This window comes from Mesorhizobium sp. USDA 4413 (genome assembly GCF_056280365.1).
On record NZ_JBVPRP010000001.1, the window covers coordinates 3,711,269 to 3,729,261 of the forward strand.

The following is a 17,993-nucleotide window of genomic DNA, read 5'->3' on the forward strand; positions in this document are numbered from 1 at the left end:
AACCAGCCTCGGTCTGCCGCGTTAGCCGTTGCAACGGAGAGGCCGAATTGCTGGAATCGCTATACCTCAATCTCAGCCAGCACGACGCCCTCTCGGAGGAAGAGAAAGCGCTGCTTACTTCCACGATCTCGATAGAGAAGTATGTCGACGTCGGTGAGGACATCGTCTCGGAGGGAACCAGACCGACCTACAGCACGCTGATCATAGACGGGTTGGCTGCCCGCTACAGGGTGTTGGAGGACGGCGGCCGCCAATTCACCTCGCTGCAGGTCGCCGGCGATTTCGTTGACCTTCATGCCTTCCTGCTCAAGACCATGGATCACGGCATCGTCGCGTTGTCGCCCTGCCATGTGGCTGCAGCGGAGCATAGCAAGCTCAAGACGATCACCGAGCAGGCACCGCATCTCACCCGGCTGTTGTGGCTCGACACGCTCGTCGACGGCGCCATCCATCGCGAGTGGATCGTGGCGATGGGACGCCGCTCCAAGCTCTCCCACCTCGCGCATCTGATATGCGAGCTGTTTATCCGGCTACAGGTGGTGAAGAAGACGCGCGAGATGAGTTTTTACCTGCCGCTGTCCCAGGCTCAACTGGCCGACGTGCTCGGCCTGTCCGTGGTCCACATGAACCGGGTGATTGGCACGCTGCGACGCATGAATGTCATCAACTGGACGAACCATATGATCACGATCCTCGACTGGGAGCGGCTGGTTACGATCGCCGAGTTCGATCCGACCTATCTCAGCATGGTGCGCGAGCCGAGATAGCTCTCTAGCTGTGCGGCTTCTTGGAGCTCGACCAGAGCTCGTCCAGCATGGTCAGCGCCGCACTTGGCTGTGCGGATTTCAGCAGCCCCTGCTGCGCGGCGGCCTTCTTGAAGGCGGCAAAAGCGACGGACGGCCGGCAGCTGCCCGCGATCGCGTCGTCCACCAACCGCGCCGCCTTGAGATAGTCCGGTGCTTCCTTGTTCTTCCAGGTACCGGCGAGCGCCTTCTTGGCCTCTGCGACCGTGGTGACCACCATCGTGCCGCCGCTGACGAAGCGAATGGTGAGCGGCAGGAAACGGCTCATCGGTTGATCACCATCCGAACCATTCGCCCGTTCGCCAGACAAGGCCGACAAAGGGCGCGGCCGTGGTCATGGCGGCGACAAAGACAAGAAGCGGATTCATAGGCAAGGATTTCATGGTGCACCACAAGGTTGGGGATGGCCGTAAACGATGACTTGGCCAGTCGGTTGCATTCGCCTGGCGGTGCTGAGGTTACATATTGCTTGCGGGCCGGGCAGGAGGCGCCGGCCGGTGTGGCGGACGCGGTCTCGGCCTGAGCGGGATATCCGCCAGCGAGGCGCGGATCACCCTGGCTGGGATCGGCGGTGCGGCGGCACGGCGGCGCAGCAAAGCAGCCGAGAGCGTACCGATGAGAGCTCGAACATCCATGGGACTCCTCCCGAAGAGTCCCCCCAAATGACGAAGGGTTAGCACCATGGCCGAGCGGCCGCATTTAACTTTGATGTAGGCCGAAGCTCCTGGCGGTGTGCGATGAACCTGGCCAACCTTTTCTGACGACATGCGTTGTCTCTCGGGCATCGGCGTCAACGTGGTCGCGCCCGGTCCGGTCCGGAGGCCGCTCAATCCGCCCGAAAAGCAAGCGGAAGACGTTTCGCAGTTCGGCGCCGACTCGACGATAAAGCAACCCGCCCGGCTGGACGAGATCGCGCCGGCCTCTGTGGTCCTGGTCTCGCCGATCTCGGCCCCACGAGCACTGACCAAGGGGAGGATACTATGAACAAAGCGCTTCTCATCGCGGCCTTCGTTCTGACTTCCGCTCTGCCCGCGGCTGCGCAGACCGCCCAGCCGCTGGACGAGCAACCGAAGGATCAGCAGGCGCAGAACTGTCAGGCCAAGCCCGAACCCAACGACCAGCGGCAGAAACAGAAGCAAGAGGCCGATACGGATGAACTGTCGAAGCAGCTTGGCAATTGCGGCGGCGTGCTGAAGCCGCCGCCGACCGGCGACAAGAACGCGGCCCGGCCGCCGCCGACCGGCAGTGACATGCCGGTGATCAAGCCCGGCCAGGTGCCGCCGCAGACGGGTCAATAAGACCCAAATCTTCAAACGAAAGATTAGTTTTCGCGCTTCCCGCCCTCGGCCGGCTTGACGGCTGGCAAGCTGTGGGCTTCGCGGATCATCCGCAATGCCTCGTCGCGAGTGAGACCGCATTTGCGGGCAAAATAAGCGGCCTCGAGGATTTCAGCGCGAGATGCTTCTGAAATGCCTGCGAGGACCTGTCTGCTTTTCTTCTTGGCCATCGGCTCACCGTGCCCATGAATCATTTAGTCAGCTAATTATATATCCACTGTGTCCTGTTGCAAAATCGCCATCGGTTTTGACAGCGTCCATTGGGGCTTGCGGCCGCTCTGACCTTCCCGCTGCCGAACATGCCGAGCCGCTACTTGTTCCGAAGGAGTTTCCGCGGCATCGGCAGAGTCAGCGAGCTCCAAAGTCGGGACGTTCCGTCGATCTCCATCACTAGACCTTAGGAACGAAAGCCAGTTCTGCGAATTGGTATTCGTCTCGACAGCAACAGGAGGTTACTATGGGACGAGGTATATTGCTTTGGCTGCTGGGGGTTCCGATCCCGATCATCATCCTGCTTATGCTGTTTGCGCGGTAGGAGATGTGCGATGAATCCCGCTGTAACCGACGTCGAGCTTTCCGGCGCGACCGAGTCTTCCTCTTCCGCAGTGAGTTGGGGTCCGATCGTCGCCGGAGCCTTCGCCGCGGCGACACTGACGGTGGTGTTGATGCTGATCGGCTCCGGGTTGGGGCTAACCATGGTTTCGCCCTGGACCGGTGCCAGCGCCTCGGCCACCACTTTTGCGGTTTCGGCCGCCGTGTGGCTGATCGTCGTGCAATGGCTGTCGGCCGGGCTGGGCGGCTACTTGACCGGCCGGCTACGGACGAAATGGGTCGGCATTCATGACAACGAAGTCTACTTCCGCGATACCGCGCATGGATTTCTGGCGTGGGCGCTGGCGACGCTGCTGGTTGCCGGCGTGTTCGGCTCTGCCTTGTCCGCAACAATCGGCGCGGGCGTGCAAGCGGGGGCCAACGTCGCGGCAGGCGCGGCCGCGGGTGCTTCGTCGGCGGCCGCGAATGACGCCGCCGCAACCGACAACAACACCTTGGGTTACTTCGTCGACCAACTCTTCCGCCCTGCAGACACCGGTACCGTCGCCCCGGCTGGCCAGAATGACGTCGGCACGACGGCGCAGGCAACACGCATCCTTGTGGCGAGCGCCGCCAAGGGCGAGGTCTCGGCCGACGACAAAGCCTATCTTGCGAAGCTGGTAGCTTCCCGCACCGGGCTTTCGCAGGCCGATGCCGCCAAACGCGTCGATACCGTGCTTGCGGGGGTCGAAGACGCCAAGAACAAGGCGAAGGCGGCCGCCGACACCGTCAGAAAGGCAGGTGCCACCTTCGCGCTCGTCGGCGCCCTGTCGATGATCGTTGGAGCTTTCATTGCCAGCGTCGCCGGCGCGCTCGGCGGCAGGCAACGTGACGAAGACGAAGCGCTTTTCGTTCGCCGATGACACAGCCCGGGCTGTTCGGCAGCTATCATTGGAATGCGCCCGCGGGCTTCACCGGCGGGCGTCTATACGCGTGATCCCTACGACAAACGCCGATGCGGCGGCCTCACTGAGCCTGCTGGCCCTCCCGCCGCTCTTCCTGCCGTTTCTCGATCTCGTAGGAGAGCCAGCGACAGAACATGCCGACAATCGAGGTGGCGGCTCCCCCGAGGAGAGACGCTGTCAGCAATGGACTTTTCGAGGCGCCATCCCAACTGACGATCACCAGCAGGATCACGCTCACCGTGGAGATCAGATAGCCTGTACCCTTGAGCAGATGAAGCGACGATCTGGTCATGCTGGCCCGCCTTCGAAGTAAATAATCAATGCTGACCAAGGTTCCATCCGCGCACTGTCCTCCAGCTGCCTGGTGGGTTGCAGCTCAGGCGTCGACCGTCTTTCCGCGTTAGGTGCCGCAGCGGGCGCGGCCCTCACAAGAACCATTGAATGATCAGGCCGACCGACGACATACCCATTGCCAATGTCGATAGCCAGCCCAGCGCACGCAGCCAACCTTGGACCGGGAATTCTCCCATGATATCCTTACCGGCAGCCATCAGCATCATCATGACCATGACCGGCACAGCGCACATGCCGTTTATCACGGCGCTCCAGTAAAGCGCCTTGATCGGGTCGATCGGAGTAAACATGATCCTGGTGCCAAGAGCGGTCGCCGCGGCGAGCGTGGCGTAGAAGGCGGCTGCTTCCTTCGGCTTGCGCTGAAGGCCGACCGGCCAGCGCAGGGCTTCGCCTACTGCGAATGCCGCCGAACCCGCCAGTACCGGGACTGCCAGAAGTCCGGTGCCTATGATGCCTGCTGAGAAGATGATGAAGGCGAACTTTCCGGCCACGGGCTCCAGCGCCTTTGCCGCGTCGGTGGAAGAAGCGATATCCGTCACCCCCGCCTTGTGGAGCGTTGCGGCTGTGGTGAACATGATCGCAACGCCGATCAGGTTCGAAAAGGCCATTCCGACCAGCGTGTCGGCGCGTATCCGCCTGAACGCCCGTGTGGCTTGCCAGGGTGCCCATCGCAGCGGCTCGGCGCTGAGCTTGAGTTCCTCCTCTTCGACCTCTTGGGAGGCCTGCCAGAAGAACAGATAAGGCGAGATCGTCGTGCCAAGGATTGCCAGCAATGTCGTGAAGAAAGCCCCGCTCCATTCGAAGTGCGGAATGAAGAGGCCTTTAGCCGCGTCGATCCACGGCACATTGGCCGCGAACATCGCGACCACATACGCAAAAAGGCTCAAGGTGATCCATTTGAGGACGGACACGTAGCGGGTGTAGTCGAGGAACACGATCGCCGAGACACAGATGATCGCGAAAGCGACGACATAGAGTGACCTCGGTCCGCCGACGAGCAGTTTCAACGCGTCGGCCATGGCGCTGAGATCGGCGCCGATATTGATGACGTTGGCGACGAACAGCAGCATCACCACAACGGAAAGCACCGGGGCCGGATAGTGTCGGCTGAGGTTACCCGAAATGCCCTTGCCTGTGGTGCGGCCAATGCGAGCGGCGATCTCCTGGATTGCCGCCATCAGCGGGAAGGTGAACAGCATCGACCAGCCGATGTTGAAACCGAGCTGGGCGCCAGCCTGGCTGTAGGTTCCGATGCCGGACGGATCGTCGTCGGACGCACCGGTGATGAATCCGGGCCCGATCGTGCGAAGGAACCGTTGGAAAGGACCTTTCGCCAAAGTGCTGCTTTGTTCTCGATCGATTTGGGAACCGACTCCGCTCATGGAAAGGCCACCGGCGCGAGGTCGGCGGTAAACGCGAGGTGCGCCATGAATTTGGGACGGCTGTTCCGCATTGCATAAGTACCGGCTAACGAAGGCATAGAGTAACCGGCGGATGCACGATCGGTTCCAGAGTGACCGTCACCTCGGCACGGCGAGCCGAGGTTCTCATCCACATTCGTTGGCGGCCCAGGTTCCAGCTGACGATCCGAAAACCGCGCGAGGCAGGCATCCGCAGTCCGCTCAATGCGAGCCGGCCTCGGCAATCCGGTGGCAAGGATAACCGCCGACAACCCTGAACTCGAACGGACCAGGGCGTAGCCACGTCGGCGGCCTGTCAGTCAGCTCGACAACTCGAGTCCGTCTGTTGGGGCCGGCGCGCAGCGTGCCCCTCCGGCGCCGAGCGCCTTTCGGGAGCGTGACGAAGATCAGAGCCGCAATGGCTGTCGCGCGGAATTTCTCGGCTCCGTCGGGAAATTCCGTCGTTTCGATCCCGCAATGGAACATAAGTGCCGGTGTCCGGTTCGGTGCCCGGCGGCTCCCCCGCCGCCATCGGGGTCCCTCCCGATAGAAGCCCGCCCGCTCACCCCTCCGGACGGGCTTCTCTGTGGGGAGAATTTCTTTCAGCCATGGGAGAGACTGGCATGGCAGGCAAGACCACGCATGATCAGCAGCAGCGCATCATCGAGGAGCGTGTCAACACCAAGAACGCCGGTAAGGACTTCAATGCCGAGGAGGAGCTGAAGCGGCCGCATCAGGAACGGGCTGCCCGCGCGAAGGGCAGTACGTTGAAGCCTGCCGAGAGCGACCTGATCGATCCCGACGACCGGCAGATGCTGCGCGGCGAGAACCAGGAGTCGCCGCACCGGAAACGGCGTTCTGAATGATGCAGCTGCCCCAAACTGCATAGCGGTTTTGGGAAGATGCCTCCAGTAGGCGATCAACGCGGCTCGCGCGCGTCATCGAGAGATAGATCGGATCGAATTCGGCGATCTGCTGCAGCCTCTGCCAGTCGAGGATCGTCACCGTATGGATCGCCCACGCGATCACGCCGCTGTTGCGCAGCGCGCTGATGACACGGTTCATAATGCACCACCGAAATGCCGGGAGCGCAGTGCGGCCGGTGTCGCCGGGCCGCCGTCGGCGGCGCCTTCCTGGAAAGCGACGCAAGGTGGCGCGCCGGAGCGTCGCGAAGGCAAGCGGAATCCGGATACTACGGCATGCCGGCCCATCGAACCTTTTGCGCCGGCCGGGCAGTTGCATGCCGACTTCATGGCCAAATGAATGTTGCGCGGCGGCAGATTTTGTTGCCGCGGCCTATCGGCCCGAACAGGACGATGCCGGATTGGAGACGATCGAGAGGGCGGCGGACAGGGTTCTCGAGGAAACGGGCACCCGCTTCCTGGACGATCCGCAGACCATCGACATTCTCAAACAGGCCGGTGGCGTGGCGACCGGGGATGTCGTGCGCCTGGATGGCGCCGAGCTGCGCCGCATCATACGCCGGCATGCGCCGGCAAAGTTCCTGCTGCGCGGCAGGAATCCCGCACGGGATACGCTGGTCGGCGGCGCCGGGCCGCCCATCTTCGCGCCGATCTACGGCGCGCCCAATGTCGTGCTCGACAGCGGGGAGAGGGTGGCAGGCAGCCGGCAGATCTACGGCGAGCTTGTCGCCGCCGCGCATGCCGCGCCTGGGCTCACCAACACCGGGCAGATGATCTGCGTCATGGAGGACGTCCCTGAAGACCGACGGCCGCTGGAGATGCTGCTTGCGCATCTCAGCCGCTCCGACAAGCCGTTCATGGGCAGCATCGCTTCGCCGGCGGCGGCCGAGGCGGTGATCGATTTGACCGCCGCCGCGGTCGGGCGGCCGGCGTCTGCCGGCGCGTGCAACCTTCTCCACCTGATCAATGCCACGCCGCCGCTGACCTATTGGCCGAACCCGTTGAAGTGCCTGCGGGCAATTGCATTGAAGGGCGAGGCGAGCATGGTGTCGTCCTACATGATGATGGGCGCGACGTCGCCCGTCACTGTGGCCGGCGCGCTTATCCAGGGCTACGCCGAGGTGCTTGCCGGGCTTGCGCTGGCTCAGCTCTGGCGTCCGGGCGCGCCGGCGGTGATGGGCATTCTCGCCTATCCATTCGACATGCGCCGGATGCTGCCCGATTTCGGCGACCCGGCCTCGCAGCTCGTCCAGCTCTACGCGGCCGGGCTGGGCAGGCGGCTCGGCGTGCCGGTGCGGGGCGACGGCGCGATCACCTCGGCCAAGATCGACGACGCGCAGTCTGGTGCCGAAGGGGGCAGGGTGCTCTCGGCCGCGGTGGGCTCCGGAGCGAGCTTCATCCTCCACGCCTCCGGTTGGCTGGAGCAGGGCCGCACGGTGTCGTTCGCAAAACTCCGCCGCGATGCCGCTGCTCTGGCTGAATTCGGTCATGGCAAGCCTGCCGATTTGCCGCCGCTGCCGCTTGAACGGGACATCGAGATGGAAATACGCAGCCGCCTCTCGCGGCCTTAACCGGCCAAACAAAAAGGGCGCCGTCGCGAGACGCCGCCCTTCCTGGTTAGCCAGTCGGCTTCTACCAGCTCTGGCGGCTGTACCAGTCGTCGATGTCGCGGCGCACGCGGTCCCTCTCGAGGCCGTAGCGTTCCTGGATCTTACCTTCGAGCTGGTCGCGTTTTCCCGCGATGCGGTCGAGGTCATCGTCGGTGAGCTTGCCCCACTGTTCCTTGACCTTGCCCTTCATCTGCTTCCAATTGCCTTCGACGCGGTTCCAATCCATTGCCTTACCTCCTGTTGAACACGGGTGGCTAACGGCGGCGTGGTCGCGAGGTTCCTGCCGCAAGAACGTTTCTTGGCCGGCAGGCCTGGGAGTGCCGTGCGTCATGCCGGCGCGCCGAGCGTGCATCCTGAAAATTGCAGGGCGTCGCGGGAACATTCGGCCTGCGCGGATGTTCTTGAATGCAGATGGCGCGCAGCCCCGCTCCCCCCGCGAAAGGCGCGCCACCGGACCGGGTTCAGACCCGAGCAGCCCGCCTCGGCCGTCCCTCGCCGGGGCGGGCTTCAATTTGACGATTGGAAGGACCATGCTTCACCGTGCGGCGAAGATCGCTGAGCAGGCTCACAGTGGTCAGAAGGAAAAGACCGGCAGACCCTATATCGAACATCTGAGACGCGTCGCCGATTCGGTCGAGACGCTGGATGAAAAGACCGTCGCTTATCTGCATGACGTCGTCGAGAAAGGCGAGGGCTGGAGCCTCGAGCGGCTCAAACAGGCCGGTTTCAGTTCATCCGTCGTTGCGGCCGTCGACGCGCTGACGAAACGGATGGACGAAAGCGAGGAGGGTTCGATTCTCCGTGCCGCCTCGAACGAGCTTGCCTTGCCCGTGAAAATAGCTGACCTGCGTGACAATCTCTGGCAGGCGCATCAGGCTGGCATTGCGCCGGACCGCTACGAGACCGGGCTCAGCATCCTTAGCGACGTGATCGCCAGGGGTGGACACTCCGTTTGACGCATGCCCACTGGCTTAGTCATCGAGCTGCAGCAGGTTGACCTGCGGGTCGGCTCCGCAACGCTCTCGCAGCGCCCTTTCGAGGTCATTGCGATTGTCATCGTCCAATATGTCGGGCAAATCAAGCGCCGTGAGAGCCTGATCGTCGAACTCGATCGGCGCGCCGTAAAGCTGAGCAATCTGCATCACCAGATCTTCAATGTCTTCGCGGGCGATGTTCTCGGCCAGGTTGTTCAGCCTGATCTCTTCCGAAAGCCGGATTATGTTCACGATGCCTTTGATCCGCAGAGCCTGTTGAACTCTGTGGTGGGCGTCATCGCGCAACCGGATGGAGAATCGTCGGAACATGGAATGCCTCCTTCCTTGGAGGTTATCCCTCGATCCCAATCATGCGCCCCGCGATCGCCAATAGCAAGAAAAAAAGCCAAAAAAAGAAACTAATCAATGAGTTAGCAGAGGCCAACAAATGTGATTTCGGCGCATCGTTGGTATAGTTAGTCTGCTCCCTCTTTCACAGCTTAGGCATCCTTGACGTCCTGTGTGGTAAACCCTAGTTTCTGCTCATAGTGAGACACTTACTCACTCGTAGCATTTTTGTCTGTGGTAGAGGCGGGCATGGCTGAACTCGAACGGCCGCAAAGATTGCAGATCATGCTGACCGACGAGGAATTGGCGGCGCTGGAGAACTGGCGTTTCGAAAAGCGCATGCCAAGCCGATCGGCTGCGGTGCGTGAGCTTTTGCGTCGCGGGCTTGCATCGGACGGATTCCTGACCGCCGACGCAGGCGCGAAGTCGCAGGATTTTGGCGTGATAGCCCAGGACAGAAAGGTCGGCGATGGCTCCAGAAACTCGAAGCCATAGCAGATGCGCTCGAGACGTTGCCTTGATGTCTGTCGGCCCTAGCTAATGCGCATGACCAATCCAGGGGGGATTTTTCGTCAGGACGCCCATGCCGACGCGCGCCTCGCGGCGATTGTCGATTCCTCCTACGACGCCATCATCGGCAAGAATCTCAACAGCATCATTACCGATTGGAACCAGGCGGCCGAGCGCATGTTCGGCTACAGCGCCGAGGAGGCCGTGGGCCAGTCCATACTGATGCTGCTCCCCGAGCATATGCACAACGAAGAGGCCGAGATCATCGGCCGCATTCGCAGGGGCGAGGGTGTGGGAAGCCACGAGACGACGCGCAAGCGCAAGGACGGCTCATTGATCGCGGTGTCGATCACGGTCTCGCCGATCAGGAACAACGCGGGCGAGATCATCGGCGCTTCGCAGATCGCCCGCGATATCTCCGCCGCCAAGGAAAGCGAGCGCCGTATCCGGCTCTTGATGCGCGAGGTCAACCACCGCGTGAAGAACCAGTTCGCGGTGATCCTGTCGATGGTCAGGGAAACCAGCAAGCGCTCGACCGACCCCCGCGAGTTCGAGGAAATGATCCGCGCCCGCATTATGGCGCTGTCGCGCTCGCACGACCTTCTGGTCACCACGGAATGGGCGGGCGCCAGTCTGTTCGACCTTGTCCAGGAGCATCTGAAGCCTTTCGGCCATGAAGACCGCATCTCGCTTTCCGGGCCGCTTCTGACGCTGCAGTCGAATGCGGTGCAGAATCTCGGCATGGCCTTCCACGAGCTCGGCACGAACTCGTCCAAATATGGCGCGCTGGCCTCGGGGGGCCGCATCGAAATCACATGGAAAGTCGAGACCGGACCCGAGGCGCAGCGGCGCTTTCATCTTGTCTGGCACGAGACCTCCGGCACGGCCGCGCAGATGGCATCCGAACGGAAGGGCGATCGCAAGGGTTTCGGCACGGTGGTGCTGCAGCGTGTGGCGCCGCAGTCGCTGAGCGGTTCCTCCAGCCTCGAACGCGTCCCCGAGGGTCTGAAGTGGACGCTTGAGGCGCCGCTCGAGGCGATAGTCGTGCCGCAGCTCGGCGCTGACGACGGAAGTGATTTCAAGGGCTGAGGGGCCGGCCCGGCCGGTCCTCCCTTGCAGCTTTGTAAAAATGCATTACATCATGTAACAGAGCGTGTGATTGCACGCTCGTATAGGTTGCTTTGGTCAAGCTTCTTCCATGGAGGTTGTCATGGCAATGATGGAAGCAAGAAAGAGTCTCGACTGGATCTCTCTGGTCCTCGCGGTCTGCCTGTTCATCTCTCCCTGGGTCATCGGATTCACCGCGGCGATGGTGCCCGCGTGGAACGCCTGGATTGTCGGCGTTCTGCTTGGCGCGCTGGCGCTGGCGACGCTTTCGGTGTTCGCCGAGTGGGAAGAATGGGCAAGCGTGATTCTTGGGCTCTGGCTGATCGTGTCGCCCTGGTTGCTAGGCTTCGCAGCTGACACCCGTGTCATGGCCACGCATGTCGTTCTCGGCGTGCTGGTGGTCGCGGCATCGGCCTGGGCCGTTTGGGACTTCCGTCATCCCCACGCGCATGCGTGAGCGGTGACTGAACGGGAGCCCGCCGCGTGAGCGGCGAGCTCCTCGGGCTTTGAGCTCTTTTGGGGCACGGGGCAGGCGGCTGTTGCGGCGGCTTCACGCAATTGCTGCAACCGGAAACCTTTTCGTGCATTCTTGGGAATGATCCCGATACTCCACCCCGAAACCCCCGCCAAATGCTGCTCTTATTGCGGCGGCCGCGACCATGATTTCGAGGAGTGCCCGAAACGCAAGGCCGATGCGGGGAAAGAGCGCGAGACGGCGCGGGTAGCGGCCGCTAAGGCTCAGCTCGCCAGCGAAGATGTCCGGCAGGACGAGGGGGCGCGCTGTTCCTCCAGCGCTGCCATCATTTCGCACCTTGGCCCTGAGCGCATGCTCCGCATCCGCCATTAATTGCAGGCCTCGCCGCATCCGCAACTAATTGAAATCCCGCCCCGTTGATGTCACGCGGTCGCGCCAAAGCCGTGACTTTTTCTGGATAATCGGAGAACGGGATCGGACCGGTCTATAATAGCGCCGGGCGTACGCGGGTAGCGGATATCGTCTCGATCAGAACAGGTGCGGAGCCTGCCGGGCGGCTGTCGGCGGAACGGTTGCGGTTCCTCGTCTCTCAAATCATTTGGCGCTTGCCTTATCCCGTCAGCACACGCGCCGCCGCCTCGGCAAAGGAGATGTCGCCCTTGATCTCGCGCATCGCCATCGAAGTCACCGTGCGCCGCACTCCGGGCAGGCGGCTCAGCTCCTCGCGCAGCATGCGGTCGAGCGCCATCATGTCGACAGTGACGATCTGGAGCAGATAGTCGGCTTCGCCCGTGGTGGCGTAGCAGCGGCGGATCAGCGGGTGCTTCTTCACCGCCGCCTCGAAGGCGTCCGACACCTCGAAGTCGATCGACACCTGAATGAAGGCCTCGATGCCGAAGCCGATCCTGGCGGGGTCGATCCGGGTCGAATAGCCGCGGATAACGCCGGCCTCTTCCAGCGCCTTCACGCGTTTCCAGCAAGGTGTCTTGCTCAAACCGACCTCCTCGGCGAGTTCGCCGAAGGAGATGCGCGCGTCGCGCTCAAGCGCGGCGACTATTCTGCGGTCGAGGGCGTCCGGCGTCATTCGTTCTCCAAAATGGCAGAAAAGCCCGACAATCGTCCTTCATCTAATGTAGTTTGAATAACAGAAAGGAACAATGTTCAAGCCGAAAGCGCTATCCTTGTCGCTGGGTCGAAAACCCGCCCGCGAGGAGGATGAGCCATGGACAAGACAGACTATCACGCCCGCATCGAGGCGCCCGAGATGCGCGATTACGGCGTCTATCTGAAGTGCGACCGGCTGCTCGCCTGCCAGAAGCCGCTCGCCGAGATGGTCAATGCCGACGAGCTGCAGTTCCAGATCGTGCACCAGGTCGAGGAACTTTGGATGAAGCTCATTGCCTATACGCTGGTCGACGTCCTGGACTATCTGGAAAGACAGGACACCCACCGCATCGTCACACTGATGGGCCGCGTGCACCGGCTGATGCGTATGATGACGGCGCAACTCGATCTCCTGGAGACGATGTCGCCCAAGGAGTACCAGCAAATCCGCCTCCAGCTCGGCAATGGCAGCGGCCAGGAATCGCCGGGCTTCAAGCTCTTGCTGCGCCTGCCGCCGGATCTTTGGCGGGCCTTCAAGCATGCCTACCTCGACGGCCGCGGGCTAACCGTGCAGGACATCTATGACGAGCATTACGATCACGGCGATTCCTATGTCGTGGCCGAGGCGCTGATCGAGTTCGACGAGCTGTTCCAGAAATTCCGCGCCAACCACCTCTATCTGATCCACCGCTCGATCGGGCTGGGCGCCAAATCGCTGAAAGGCAGGCCGGTGGAGATCCTCGAAGGCGGCGCCCGCCACCGCTTCTTCCCCGAGCTCTGGGACATTCGCTGCGACATGACCGACCGCTGGGGCGCCGAATACGGCACCGTGCGGGAGTCGATCAGCCATCCGCGGCACCATTCTCCTTCTTCCCTTGTGGGAGTTGGTGTCGCCGGAGGAGACGGATGAGGGGTGCTCCAGGGAAAACCGGCGTCTCACTCCGCTGGATCACCCTCATCCGTCTCGGCGCTACGCGCCGATCCACCTTCTCCCACAGGGGCGAAGGGAAGGGCGGCGCACGTCCCGCCAAACAATTTTTCCCACCCCTGTCGGAATCCTCTCCTTTCGCCCGTCCTTGGGGCATCAACAGACAAACCCGGAGGGACACTCGTGGAAAACACCCAATCGGCCTGGCAGACCGCCGCCATTCTCATCGCCCGCTTGATCTTCGCCGCCATGTTCGCGATGGCCGTGGCTTTCAAATTCATGGATATGGGCGCCACCGCCGGTTACATCGCCGCCGCGGGCTTTCCATTCCCGCTGTTTCTGGCCTGGTGCGCGGCGATCCTCGAGGCGCTGCTGGTGATATCCTTCCTCACCGGCGCTTATCTGACGCCGCTGGCGCTGATCGGAGCGGTCTATGTCACCTTCCTGGGCTTTGCCTTCCATGGCCCCTCGCACTGGGCCGGAAACCAGGCCGAGTTCGGCGCCTTCATGTCGCATTTCCCCTTCGCCGCCGGCCTGCTCTACGCCGCCGTGCACGGCCCGGGCAGCGTGCTTTCGCTGCGCCAGGGCTGGCCAGGCAGGGCGTGAACTCTTCCTTCTCCCCGTTCCACGGGGGTGAGGCGTGGTCCGCGCTAGCGGACGAAAAAGCCGATTGCCTGGCTTGTCCAACAATGACGCCCAGAGCGAAAGCGCAGGGCTGTCGTGCCCCGGTGGGGTGGATGCGGGGCGGAGCCGGCGTCCTCGCAAAGCGCCCTCCCGCAGCCTCACATCTGATCGTTATACGGCTCCTTCATTTGCCCGACCATGCGCGCCAGCTTGGAGAAGGACGGCATGTCCGCTTCCGGTTGGCACTGGTTGGCGAGCTCGAGCAGCCGGATCGGGAAATTGATGGCGTCGCGGTTCGAGGCCGAGATCGCCTCCGAACGCTCCTCGCCGGTCTCGCCGGCTTCGGCCTTGCGCAGCGCGATGTCGATTTCCTCGACCGTGAGCACGCCTTTCTTGACGAGCACATGGTTGATCGCGGCGACGGCCATCAGCAGGCCCTCGAGTTGGAGATTGGCGACGTTCATGGCGTTCCTCCCATTGACCTCGCCTCAAGAACGCATGAGGGGCGTTTCCGATCCGGGCGGGGAAGCTTGCGCGGACTAAGACTCCATCCACCGCTCGCCATATTCGTTCCAGAGCTGCCTGATCTCGCGGTTGCCGAGCGGCGGCGTCTGGCGGTCGCCGTACGAGACGGCGACGGCGCTGAGGTCGTACTGGCCCTCGGCTTCGGCGATGAAGCGGATCGCTTCGCCGAGTGGTCTCGAATGGAAGATCGGATCGGCCTGGCCCCGGCCCAGGCTGCGAACGCCCGAAATGCTTGCAGGCACATACCGCATCCGAAAGACGGATGCCATGGCAGGTCTGTCCATGCTGCTCTCCGCGATTCCCTCAGGGAATGATCCCATAAGCTCCGGCTAATGACCAGCCTCGGACAACCGGCCCACAGCACGGTGTGAAGGGGGCAACGCAGCCTTTGAAAGGAAAAAACCTGACATGGAAAGAAAAAGGCCCGGCGCGATAGCCTGGCCTTTTCTTCCGCGGCCGCCGCAAGGCAGCCTGCGCTCACCACCATTATCGATCGGGCCGCTGCAGCCGGACCGGGAAATGCCTACCGATGCCAGCGGCGCAGCCAGTCCGACTCGGGGTCGTCGGTTCGGCTGATCGCCATGCCGGCCAGCAGACCGACCACGCCGCCGATCAGCATCGCCGTCGAGAAGGTGCCGGGGTTCTGCTGCACTGCTTCCGACACGCTCTGCGCCTGGCTGCGCAATTGCCTGGCCGCGCGGGAGGCGCGATCCGATGCGCCGCTATACAGGTTGGAGGCGCGGCTGGAGGCGCCGCTATAGAGGTTCGACGCGCGTTCGGCCGCACCCTCATACCAGCCACTCGCGGCCTCGGCTTGCTCCTCGGCCTTGTCGGCCAGTGCGCGGTTCAATCGGCTGACCTCCCGTTTCAATTCGGCGATCTGCCGCTTCATCGCGCCTTCGGACGCCCTGGAGGAAGCCGCGCTGCCGCGCGATCCACCGCCACTGCGCGAGGCGCCGCTGCTGCGCGATGCGGCGTTACGGGGACGGGCCGCGTTGGCTGGGCTGGTGCCCGGGGTGCCGGTGCCGTTTGCCGCGCCGCCGCTGCTGCTTTCGTTGTCTGCCATGGGTTTCTCCTTTGTGCCCCTTGCAACGGTCGGGAAGCCGCATGGTTCCCCGCCGGAATTTCCACGCCTGGAGCGAGGTAGCCGTTCAAAAGACAATGGCCGTGGAGCTAGCTTCCACGGCCATTGGGCGACGAGATTTGTCGGCAGTCCTACTTGCCGCAGTTCTTGTCGTTGACGTTCGGCTGCATCGTGCCGGCGGTGGAGTTGCTGGCGTCGCCCTTGGAGGTCTGCGGAGTATTCGGACAGTTCTTGTCGGAGTTCGAGTTCATGTCGCCGCCGGTCACGCTGCCGGTCGTGCCGATATCGGGCGCCATCTGGTCAGGCGACGGAGTGGCCGGCGTCTTCGGGTCGACGGTGATGGTCTGGCCGCTGCCGCCCGCGCTGTCATTGCCGCTGCTAGTGCCGGCGGTCTGGGCCATTGCCGCCGTCGCGAGGCCGATCGTCAGGGCGGAAGCTGCAAGAATCCTTGTAAGCATGGTCTTCTCCTCTGTTGCGTGACGATTGTCTGTCGCGTTGCGACTAAGGGTGGAACCCATCGGACCAAGGTTGGTTCCGACAAAATCCGCCCCGCTTCCGGCTGGCGGTTCAACCTGCGGCTGCGGCGCCGGGACTGCGGGAAGAAGACGCGTTTCGACGGAGGGAGTTTTACAGCATAGGAAAATTTGCCTAGAACCTATTGCCCGGTGAGGGCAGCTATGCTACTATTTTGTCCATGGTGCTGATTTGCGCCGATGACCCGCCGCCCGGCGGGTTTTGTTTTTCCGATGCTTTCGAAGCCCTGGCAGGACAGAGAGACGCGTGAAGAATACGCCATGCCTCCCGACTGCCGACATTTCCACCAGAGATTCCCATGCCGCGCTACGCCACCATCATCACCGCCGATGACGGCGCCCAGATCGTCAGCGCCATCGGCGAATTCGAGAGCGCAAGCCTGCCGCCCAGCTCAGGCCGTGTCGAGCAGGTCGCGGCCGGCGTGCGCATCGGCATGATGCGTGGCGGCACGGTCGATGCAGTCGCCGGTTTCGGTTTTCCGCGCCAAGGCCTCGGCCCAGCGGCAGCCCGTGCGGTCACGGCGAAGCTGAAGGCGATGGCCGCGCCGACCGTCGCTTTCGAATCTCGGAAGTCTGTCCGCGCCAAGCCGCGAAGGAAACCGGCGCGCAAGATGCGCAAGACGAAGGCGACAAATGCCGCGCCATCGGACGCCGCGGCCCATGGCTGACGAAAACAAGGCCGTGCCGCGCAAGCCCGCTGGCGCGAAGAGGGCAGGGCGAAAGCCGCAGGCTCCTCGCGTGGATGCCGCTGTGCCCAGCCGCCCGAAGCGCTCGCGAAAGACGCTGGTCGATGACTTCTCCGCCGCCCTTCGCGCCGACTTTCGCGCCCATGGCGCCGGCGTCATCGCCGCGGTCAGGGCCGAAAAACCCGACCAGTATCTCAAGGTCGTGCTGACGTTGCTGCCCAAGGATTTTTCGGAAAATATCGATGCCGCCGGTAGAACCAGTCTCGAGCAATTGAGCGATGAGGAGATCCGCAAGCGCATCCGCGGCCTCGAAACGAGTCTCAGGCCGTTCCTCGACAGCGATGCAGACCTATCTGGCGCTGCTCGAGGAGATGAACCGGCGCCGTCGTCGTAACCTCCTTGCCGCCTACGCGCCGTACGAACGGCAGGCCGACTTTCACGCGGCAGGGGCGAGCCATCGCGAGCGCCTGTTCATGGCCGGCAACCAGCTCGGCAAGACCAGGGCAGGGGGCGCGGAGTGGGCCATGCACCTCACCGGTCGCTATCCCGACTGGTGGGTGGGCAAAGTGTTTGGCCAGCCGGTGCGGCTCTGGGCCGCCGGCGTCACCGGCGAGGGCACGCGCGACAACCCGCAGCGCGTGCTGGTCGGCCCGCCGCAGCAGCAGAGCGAATGGGGCACCGGCATGATCCCGGCCGACGCCATCGCCGGCACGGTGATGGGCCGCGGCGCGCCGGGAGCATTGGATAGTGTGATCGTGCGCTGGGGCGGTGGCGGCGACGTGCAGGCCGGCCAAAGCGTGCTCTCCTTCAAGTCGTACGAGAAAGGCCGCGAGAAATGGCAGGGCGAGACGCTGCACGGCGTCTGGTTCGACGAGGAACCGCCGCTGGATATCTATTCGGAAGGCCTGACCCGCACGAATGCGACGGATGGGATCACGATCGTGACGTTCACGCCGCTGCTCGGAATGAGCGATGTGGTGCTCAGGTTCTTGAGCGCGGAGGCGATTCAGGCCCTGGGTTCCTCGCCCCCGCAAGGCGGGGGAGAGGTGGCCGCGTAGCGGCCGGAGAGGTGGTTCTTCGTAGGTGAAAAGCTCTACGAATAGCTTGTGCTCTTACCTCGAAAGTCGGCGCTGCCTCCCGCTCCGTCGAGGAACCAGGGCTTGGAGAAACCG

The 17,993-nt window shown here is 63.1% G+C and carries 26 protein-coding genes and 1 pseudogene; 16 read left to right on the top strand and 11 right to left on the bottom strand.

The features are described 5' to 3' along the window. The first annotated feature begins 47 nt into the window (after positions 1-47). The gene (locus tag ACVMIM_RS18005; protein ID WP_041002657.1) at positions 48-767 is read left to right on the top strand and encodes a Crp/Fnr family transcriptional regulator; all 720 of its coding nucleotides are present in this window, start codon (positions 48-50) and stop codon (positions 765-767) included. Between the two features lie 4 nt (positions 768-771). Here the strand turns inward: ACVMIM_RS18005 and ACVMIM_RS18010 are convergent, their stop codons facing one another. Then, complete coding sequence (locus ACVMIM_RS18010) at positions 772-1,071, bottom strand: DUF982 domain-containing protein (RefSeq protein ID WP_041001312.1); 300 nt, start codon at positions 1,069-1,071, stop codon at positions 772-774. Between the two features lie 512 nt (positions 1,072-1,583). On the opposite strand from ACVMIM_RS18010, the pseudogene ACVMIM_RS18015 reads away from it, so the two are divergent. Then, a pseudogene (locus ACVMIM_RS18015) lies at positions 1,584-1,787 on the top strand (hypothetical protein); the annotation flags it as partial. Next, on the top strand, positions 1,784-2,101 hold the full coding sequence (locus tag ACVMIM_RS18020) for a hypothetical protein (RefSeq protein ID WP_041001308.1): 318 nt from the start codon (positions 1,784-1,786) through the stop codon (positions 2,099-2,101). The pseudogene ACVMIM_RS18015 and the gene ACVMIM_RS18020, both read left to right, overlap by 4 nt. Positions 2,102-2,124: 23 nt before the next feature. On the opposite strand, the gene ACVMIM_RS18025 is transcribed toward ACVMIM_RS18020, so the two are convergent. Continuing rightward, complete coding sequence (locus ACVMIM_RS18025; protein ID WP_041001306.1) at positions 2,125-2,310, bottom strand: hypothetical protein; 186 nt, start codon at positions 2,308-2,310, stop codon at positions 2,125-2,127. A gap of 375 nt (positions 2,311-2,685) precedes the next feature. On the opposite strand from ACVMIM_RS18025, the gene ACVMIM_RS18030 reads away from it, so the two are divergent. Beyond that, the gene (locus tag ACVMIM_RS18030; RefSeq protein ID WP_041001303.1) at positions 2,686-3,594 is read left to right on the top strand and encodes a membrane protein; all 909 of its coding nucleotides are present in this window, start codon (positions 2,686-2,688) and stop codon (positions 3,592-3,594) included. Between the two features lie 103 nt (positions 3,595-3,697). Here ACVMIM_RS18030 and ACVMIM_RS18035 read toward each other — a convergent pair whose 3' ends face one another. Both ACVMIM_RS18035 and ACVMIM_RS18040 read right to left on the bottom strand, forming a co-directional pair. Next, entirely contained in the window at positions 3,698-3,928 is a 231-nt protein-coding gene (locus tag ACVMIM_RS18035; RefSeq protein WP_041001301.1) for a hypothetical protein, read from the bottom strand. Between the two features lie 133 nt (positions 3,929-4,061). Further along, on the bottom strand, positions 4,062-5,372 hold the full coding sequence (locus tag ACVMIM_RS18040) for an NRAMP family divalent metal transporter (protein ID WP_476113621.1): 1,311 nt from the start codon (positions 5,370-5,372) through the stop codon (positions 4,062-4,064). A gap of 641 nt (positions 5,373-6,013) precedes the next feature. Between ACVMIM_RS18040 and ACVMIM_RS18045 the strand changes: the two genes are divergently transcribed. Together ACVMIM_RS18045 and ACVMIM_RS18050 are read left to right on the top strand one after the other, a co-directional pair. After that, positions 6,014-6,256, top strand: a complete 243-nt coding sequence (locus tag ACVMIM_RS18045) for a hypothetical protein (protein WP_041001297.1) — start codon at positions 6,014-6,016, stop codon at positions 6,254-6,256. Between the two features lie 458 nt (positions 6,257-6,714). Next, entirely contained in the window at positions 6,715-7,884 is a 1,170-nt protein-coding gene (locus ACVMIM_RS18050; protein ID WP_476113622.1) for a trimethylamine methyltransferase family protein, read from the top strand. Positions 7,885-7,945: 61 nt separating this feature from the next. Here ACVMIM_RS18050 and ACVMIM_RS18055 read toward each other — a convergent pair whose 3' ends face one another. After that, the gene (locus ACVMIM_RS18055; protein ID WP_041001296.1) at positions 7,946-8,149 is read right to left on the bottom strand and encodes a CsbD family protein; all 204 of its coding nucleotides are present in this window, start codon (positions 8,147-8,149) and stop codon (positions 7,946-7,948) included. A 304-nt stretch (positions 8,150-8,453) separates the two neighbouring features. On the opposite strand from ACVMIM_RS18055, the gene ACVMIM_RS18060 reads away from it, so the two are divergent. Further along, the gene (locus tag ACVMIM_RS18060) at positions 8,454-8,879 is read left to right on the top strand and encodes an HD domain-containing protein (protein WP_476113624.1); all 426 of its coding nucleotides are present in this window, start codon (positions 8,454-8,456) and stop codon (positions 8,877-8,879) included. Positions 8,880-8,894: 15 nt separating this feature from the next. Here ACVMIM_RS18060 and ACVMIM_RS18065 read toward each other — a convergent pair whose 3' ends face one another. Further along, positions 8,895-9,227, bottom strand: coding sequence for a hypothetical protein (locus ACVMIM_RS18065; RefSeq protein ID WP_476113625.1), 333 nt, complete (start codon positions 9,225-9,227; stop codon positions 8,895-8,897). A 267-nt stretch (positions 9,228-9,494) separates the two neighbouring features. On the opposite strand from ACVMIM_RS18065, the gene ACVMIM_RS18070 reads away from it, so the two are divergent. From ACVMIM_RS18070 to ACVMIM_RS18085, 4 genes are all read left to right on the top strand, one after another. After that, entirely contained in the window at positions 9,495-9,740 is a 246-nt protein-coding gene (locus tag ACVMIM_RS18070; protein WP_041001292.1) for a hypothetical protein, read from the top strand. A 51-nt stretch (positions 9,741-9,791) separates the two neighbouring features. Continuing rightward, the gene (locus ACVMIM_RS18075) at positions 9,792-10,844 is read left to right on the top strand and encodes a sensor histidine kinase (RefSeq protein WP_476113626.1); all 1,053 of its coding nucleotides are present in this window, start codon (positions 9,792-9,794) and stop codon (positions 10,842-10,844) included. Between the two features lie 121 nt (positions 10,845-10,965). After that, complete coding sequence (locus ACVMIM_RS18080) at positions 10,966-11,319, top strand: SPW repeat protein (protein ID WP_476113628.1); 354 nt, start codon at positions 10,966-10,968, stop codon at positions 11,317-11,319. Between the two features lie 138 nt (positions 11,320-11,457). Beyond that, on the top strand, positions 11,458-11,709 hold the full coding sequence (locus ACVMIM_RS18085) for a hypothetical protein (RefSeq protein WP_476113630.1): 252 nt from the start codon (positions 11,458-11,460) through the stop codon (positions 11,707-11,709). 238 nt (positions 11,710-11,947) lie between these two features. Here the strand turns inward: ACVMIM_RS18085 and ACVMIM_RS18090 are convergent, their stop codons facing one another. Beyond that, positions 11,948-12,421 carry an Lrp/AsnC family transcriptional regulator gene (locus tag ACVMIM_RS18090; protein ID WP_278050633.1) on the bottom strand — a complete coding sequence of 158 codons (474 nt, stop codon included), beginning with the start codon at positions 12,419-12,421 and terminating at the stop codon, positions 11,948-11,950. A gap of 138 nt (positions 12,422-12,559) precedes the next feature. Between ACVMIM_RS18090 and ACVMIM_RS18095 the strand changes: the two genes are divergently transcribed. Together ACVMIM_RS18095 and ACVMIM_RS18100 are read left to right on the top strand one after the other, a co-directional pair. Continuing rightward, positions 12,560-13,351 (top strand): tryptophan 2,3-dioxygenase family protein, encoded by a 792-nt coding sequence (locus ACVMIM_RS18095; protein ID WP_476113632.1) that lies wholly within the window; start codon positions 12,560-12,562, stop codon positions 13,349-13,351. A gap of 201 nt (positions 13,352-13,552) precedes the next feature. Continuing rightward, a complete protein-coding gene (locus tag ACVMIM_RS18100; protein WP_476113634.1) occupies positions 13,553-13,975 on the top strand; it encodes a DoxX family protein in 423 nt (140 codons plus the stop codon). 176 nt (positions 13,976-14,151) lie between these two features. Here ACVMIM_RS18100 and ACVMIM_RS18105 read toward each other — a convergent pair whose 3' ends face one another. From ACVMIM_RS18105 to ACVMIM_RS18120, 4 genes are all read right to left on the bottom strand, one after another. Beyond that, a complete protein-coding gene (locus ACVMIM_RS18105; protein ID WP_041001284.1) occupies positions 14,152-14,457 on the bottom strand; it encodes a hypothetical protein in 306 nt (101 codons plus the stop codon). Positions 14,458-14,532: 75 nt separating this feature from the next. Further along, complete coding sequence (locus ACVMIM_RS18110) at positions 14,533-14,802, bottom strand: hypothetical protein (RefSeq protein WP_476113637.1); 270 nt, start codon at positions 14,800-14,802, stop codon at positions 14,533-14,535. A gap of 239 nt (positions 14,803-15,041) precedes the next feature. Next, on the bottom strand, positions 15,042-15,584 hold the full coding sequence (locus ACVMIM_RS18115) for a hypothetical protein (protein ID WP_476113639.1): 543 nt from the start codon (positions 15,582-15,584) through the stop codon (positions 15,042-15,044). Between the two features lie 149 nt (positions 15,585-15,733). After that, positions 15,734-16,060 carry a hypothetical protein gene (locus ACVMIM_RS18120; RefSeq protein ID WP_476113640.1) on the bottom strand — a complete coding sequence of 109 codons (327 nt, stop codon included), beginning with the start codon at positions 16,058-16,060 and terminating at the stop codon, positions 15,734-15,736. Positions 16,061-16,434: 374 nt separating this feature from the next. Between ACVMIM_RS18120 and ACVMIM_RS18125 the strand changes: the two genes are divergently transcribed. Genes ACVMIM_RS18125 through ACVMIM_RS18135 form a run of 3 tightly spaced genes read left to right on the top strand, consistent with a single transcriptional unit; the run spans position 16,435 to position 17,879 of the window. Then, positions 16,435-16,803: a hypothetical protein gene (locus tag ACVMIM_RS18125; protein WP_476113642.1), complete on the top strand. Its 369-nt coding sequence runs from the start codon at positions 16,435-16,437 to the stop codon at positions 16,801-16,803. Next, positions 16,796-17,215 (top strand): hypothetical protein, encoded by a 420-nt coding sequence (locus ACVMIM_RS18130; protein WP_476113644.1) that lies wholly within the window; start codon positions 16,796-16,798, stop codon positions 17,213-17,215. The genes ACVMIM_RS18125 and ACVMIM_RS18130 overlap by 8 nt, the downstream gene beginning before the upstream one ends. After that, positions 17,163-17,879 carry a terminase large subunit domain-containing protein gene (locus tag ACVMIM_RS18135; protein WP_476113645.1) on the top strand — a complete coding sequence of 239 codons (717 nt, stop codon included), beginning with the start codon at positions 17,163-17,165 and terminating at the stop codon, positions 17,877-17,879. The genes ACVMIM_RS18130 and ACVMIM_RS18135 overlap by 53 nt, the downstream gene beginning before the upstream one ends. The last annotated feature ends 114 nt before the right edge of the window (positions 17,880-17,993 follow it).

Bases quoted from the DNA above. Each gene is read 5' to 3' on its own strand.
- ACVMIM_RS18125 (WP_476113642.1), top strand. From the start codon at position 16,435: ATGCCGCGCTACGCCACCATCATCACCGCCGATGACGGCGCCCAGATC.
- ACVMIM_RS18065 (WP_476113625.1), bottom strand. From the start codon at position 9,227: ATGTTCCGACGATTCTCCATCCGGTTGCGCGATGACGCCCACCACAGA.
- ACVMIM_RS18020 (WP_041001308.1), top strand. From the start codon at position 1,784: ATGAACAAAGCGCTTCTCATCGCGGCCTTCGTTCTGACTTCCGCTCTG.
- ACVMIM_RS18010 (WP_041001312.1), bottom strand. From the start codon at position 1,071: ATGAGCCGTTTCCTGCCGCTCACCATTCGCTTCGTCAGCGGCGGCACG.
- ACVMIM_RS18135 (WP_476113645.1), top strand. From the start codon at position 17,163: ATGCAGACCTATCTGGCGCTGCTCGAGGAGATGAACCGGCGCCGTCGT.
- ACVMIM_RS18110 (WP_476113637.1), bottom strand. From the start codon at position 14,802: ATGGACAGACCTGCCATGGCATCCGTCTTTCGGATGCGGTATGTGCCT.
- ACVMIM_RS18130 (WP_476113644.1), top strand. From the start codon at position 16,796: ATGGCTGACGAAAACAAGGCCGTGCCGCGCAAGCCCGCTGGCGCGAAG.
- ACVMIM_RS18120 (WP_476113640.1), bottom strand. From the start codon at position 16,060: ATGCTTACAAGGATTCTTGCAGCTTCCGCCCTGACGATCGGCCTCGCG.
- ACVMIM_RS18080 (WP_476113628.1), top strand. From the start codon at position 10,966: ATGGCAATGATGGAAGCAAGAAAGAGTCTCGACTGGATCTCTCTGGTC.
- ACVMIM_RS18040 (WP_476113621.1), bottom strand. From the start codon at position 5,372: ATGAGCGGAGTCGGTTCCCAAATCGATCGAGAACAAAGCAGCACTTTG.
- ACVMIM_RS18095 (WP_476113632.1), top strand. From the start codon at position 12,560: ATGGACAAGACAGACTATCACGCCCGCATCGAGGCGCCCGAGATGCGC.
- ACVMIM_RS18070 (WP_041001292.1), top strand. From the start codon at position 9,495: ATGGCTGAACTCGAACGGCCGCAAAGATTGCAGATCATGCTGACCGAC.
- ACVMIM_RS18115 (WP_476113639.1), bottom strand. From the start codon at position 15,584: ATGGCAGACAACGAAAGCAGCAGCGGCGGCGCGGCAAACGGCACCGGC.
- ACVMIM_RS18090 (WP_278050633.1), bottom strand. From the start codon at position 12,421: ATGACGCCGGACGCCCTCGACCGCAGAATAGTCGCCGCGCTTGAGCGC.
- ACVMIM_RS18035 (WP_041001301.1), bottom strand. From the start codon at position 3,928: ATGACCAGATCGTCGCTTCATCTGCTCAAGGGTACAGGCTATCTGATC.
- ACVMIM_RS18060 (WP_476113624.1), top strand. From the start codon at position 8,454: ATGCTTCACCGTGCGGCGAAGATCGCTGAGCAGGCTCACAGTGGTCAG.
- ACVMIM_RS18105 (WP_041001284.1), bottom strand. From the start codon at position 14,457: ATGAACGTCGCCAATCTCCAACTCGAGGGCCTGCTGATGGCCGTCGCC.
- ACVMIM_RS18045 (WP_041001297.1), top strand. From the start codon at position 6,014: ATGGCAGGCAAGACCACGCATGATCAGCAGCAGCGCATCATCGAGGAG.
- ACVMIM_RS18055 (WP_041001296.1), bottom strand. From the start codon at position 8,149: ATGGATTGGAACCGCGTCGAAGGCAATTGGAAGCAGATGAAGGGCAAG.
- ACVMIM_RS18085 (WP_476113630.1), top strand. From the start codon at position 11,458: ATGATCCCGATACTCCACCCCGAAACCCCCGCCAAATGCTGCTCTTAT.
- ACVMIM_RS18025 (WP_041001306.1), bottom strand. From the start codon at position 2,310: ATGGCCAAGAAGAAAAGCAGACAGGTCCTCGCAGGCATTTCAGAAGCA.
- ACVMIM_RS18075 (WP_476113626.1), top strand. From the start codon at position 9,792: ATGACCAATCCAGGGGGGATTTTTCGTCAGGACGCCCATGCCGACGCG.
- ACVMIM_RS18030 (WP_041001303.1), top strand. From the start codon at position 2,686: ATGAATCCCGCTGTAACCGACGTCGAGCTTTCCGGCGCGACCGAGTCT.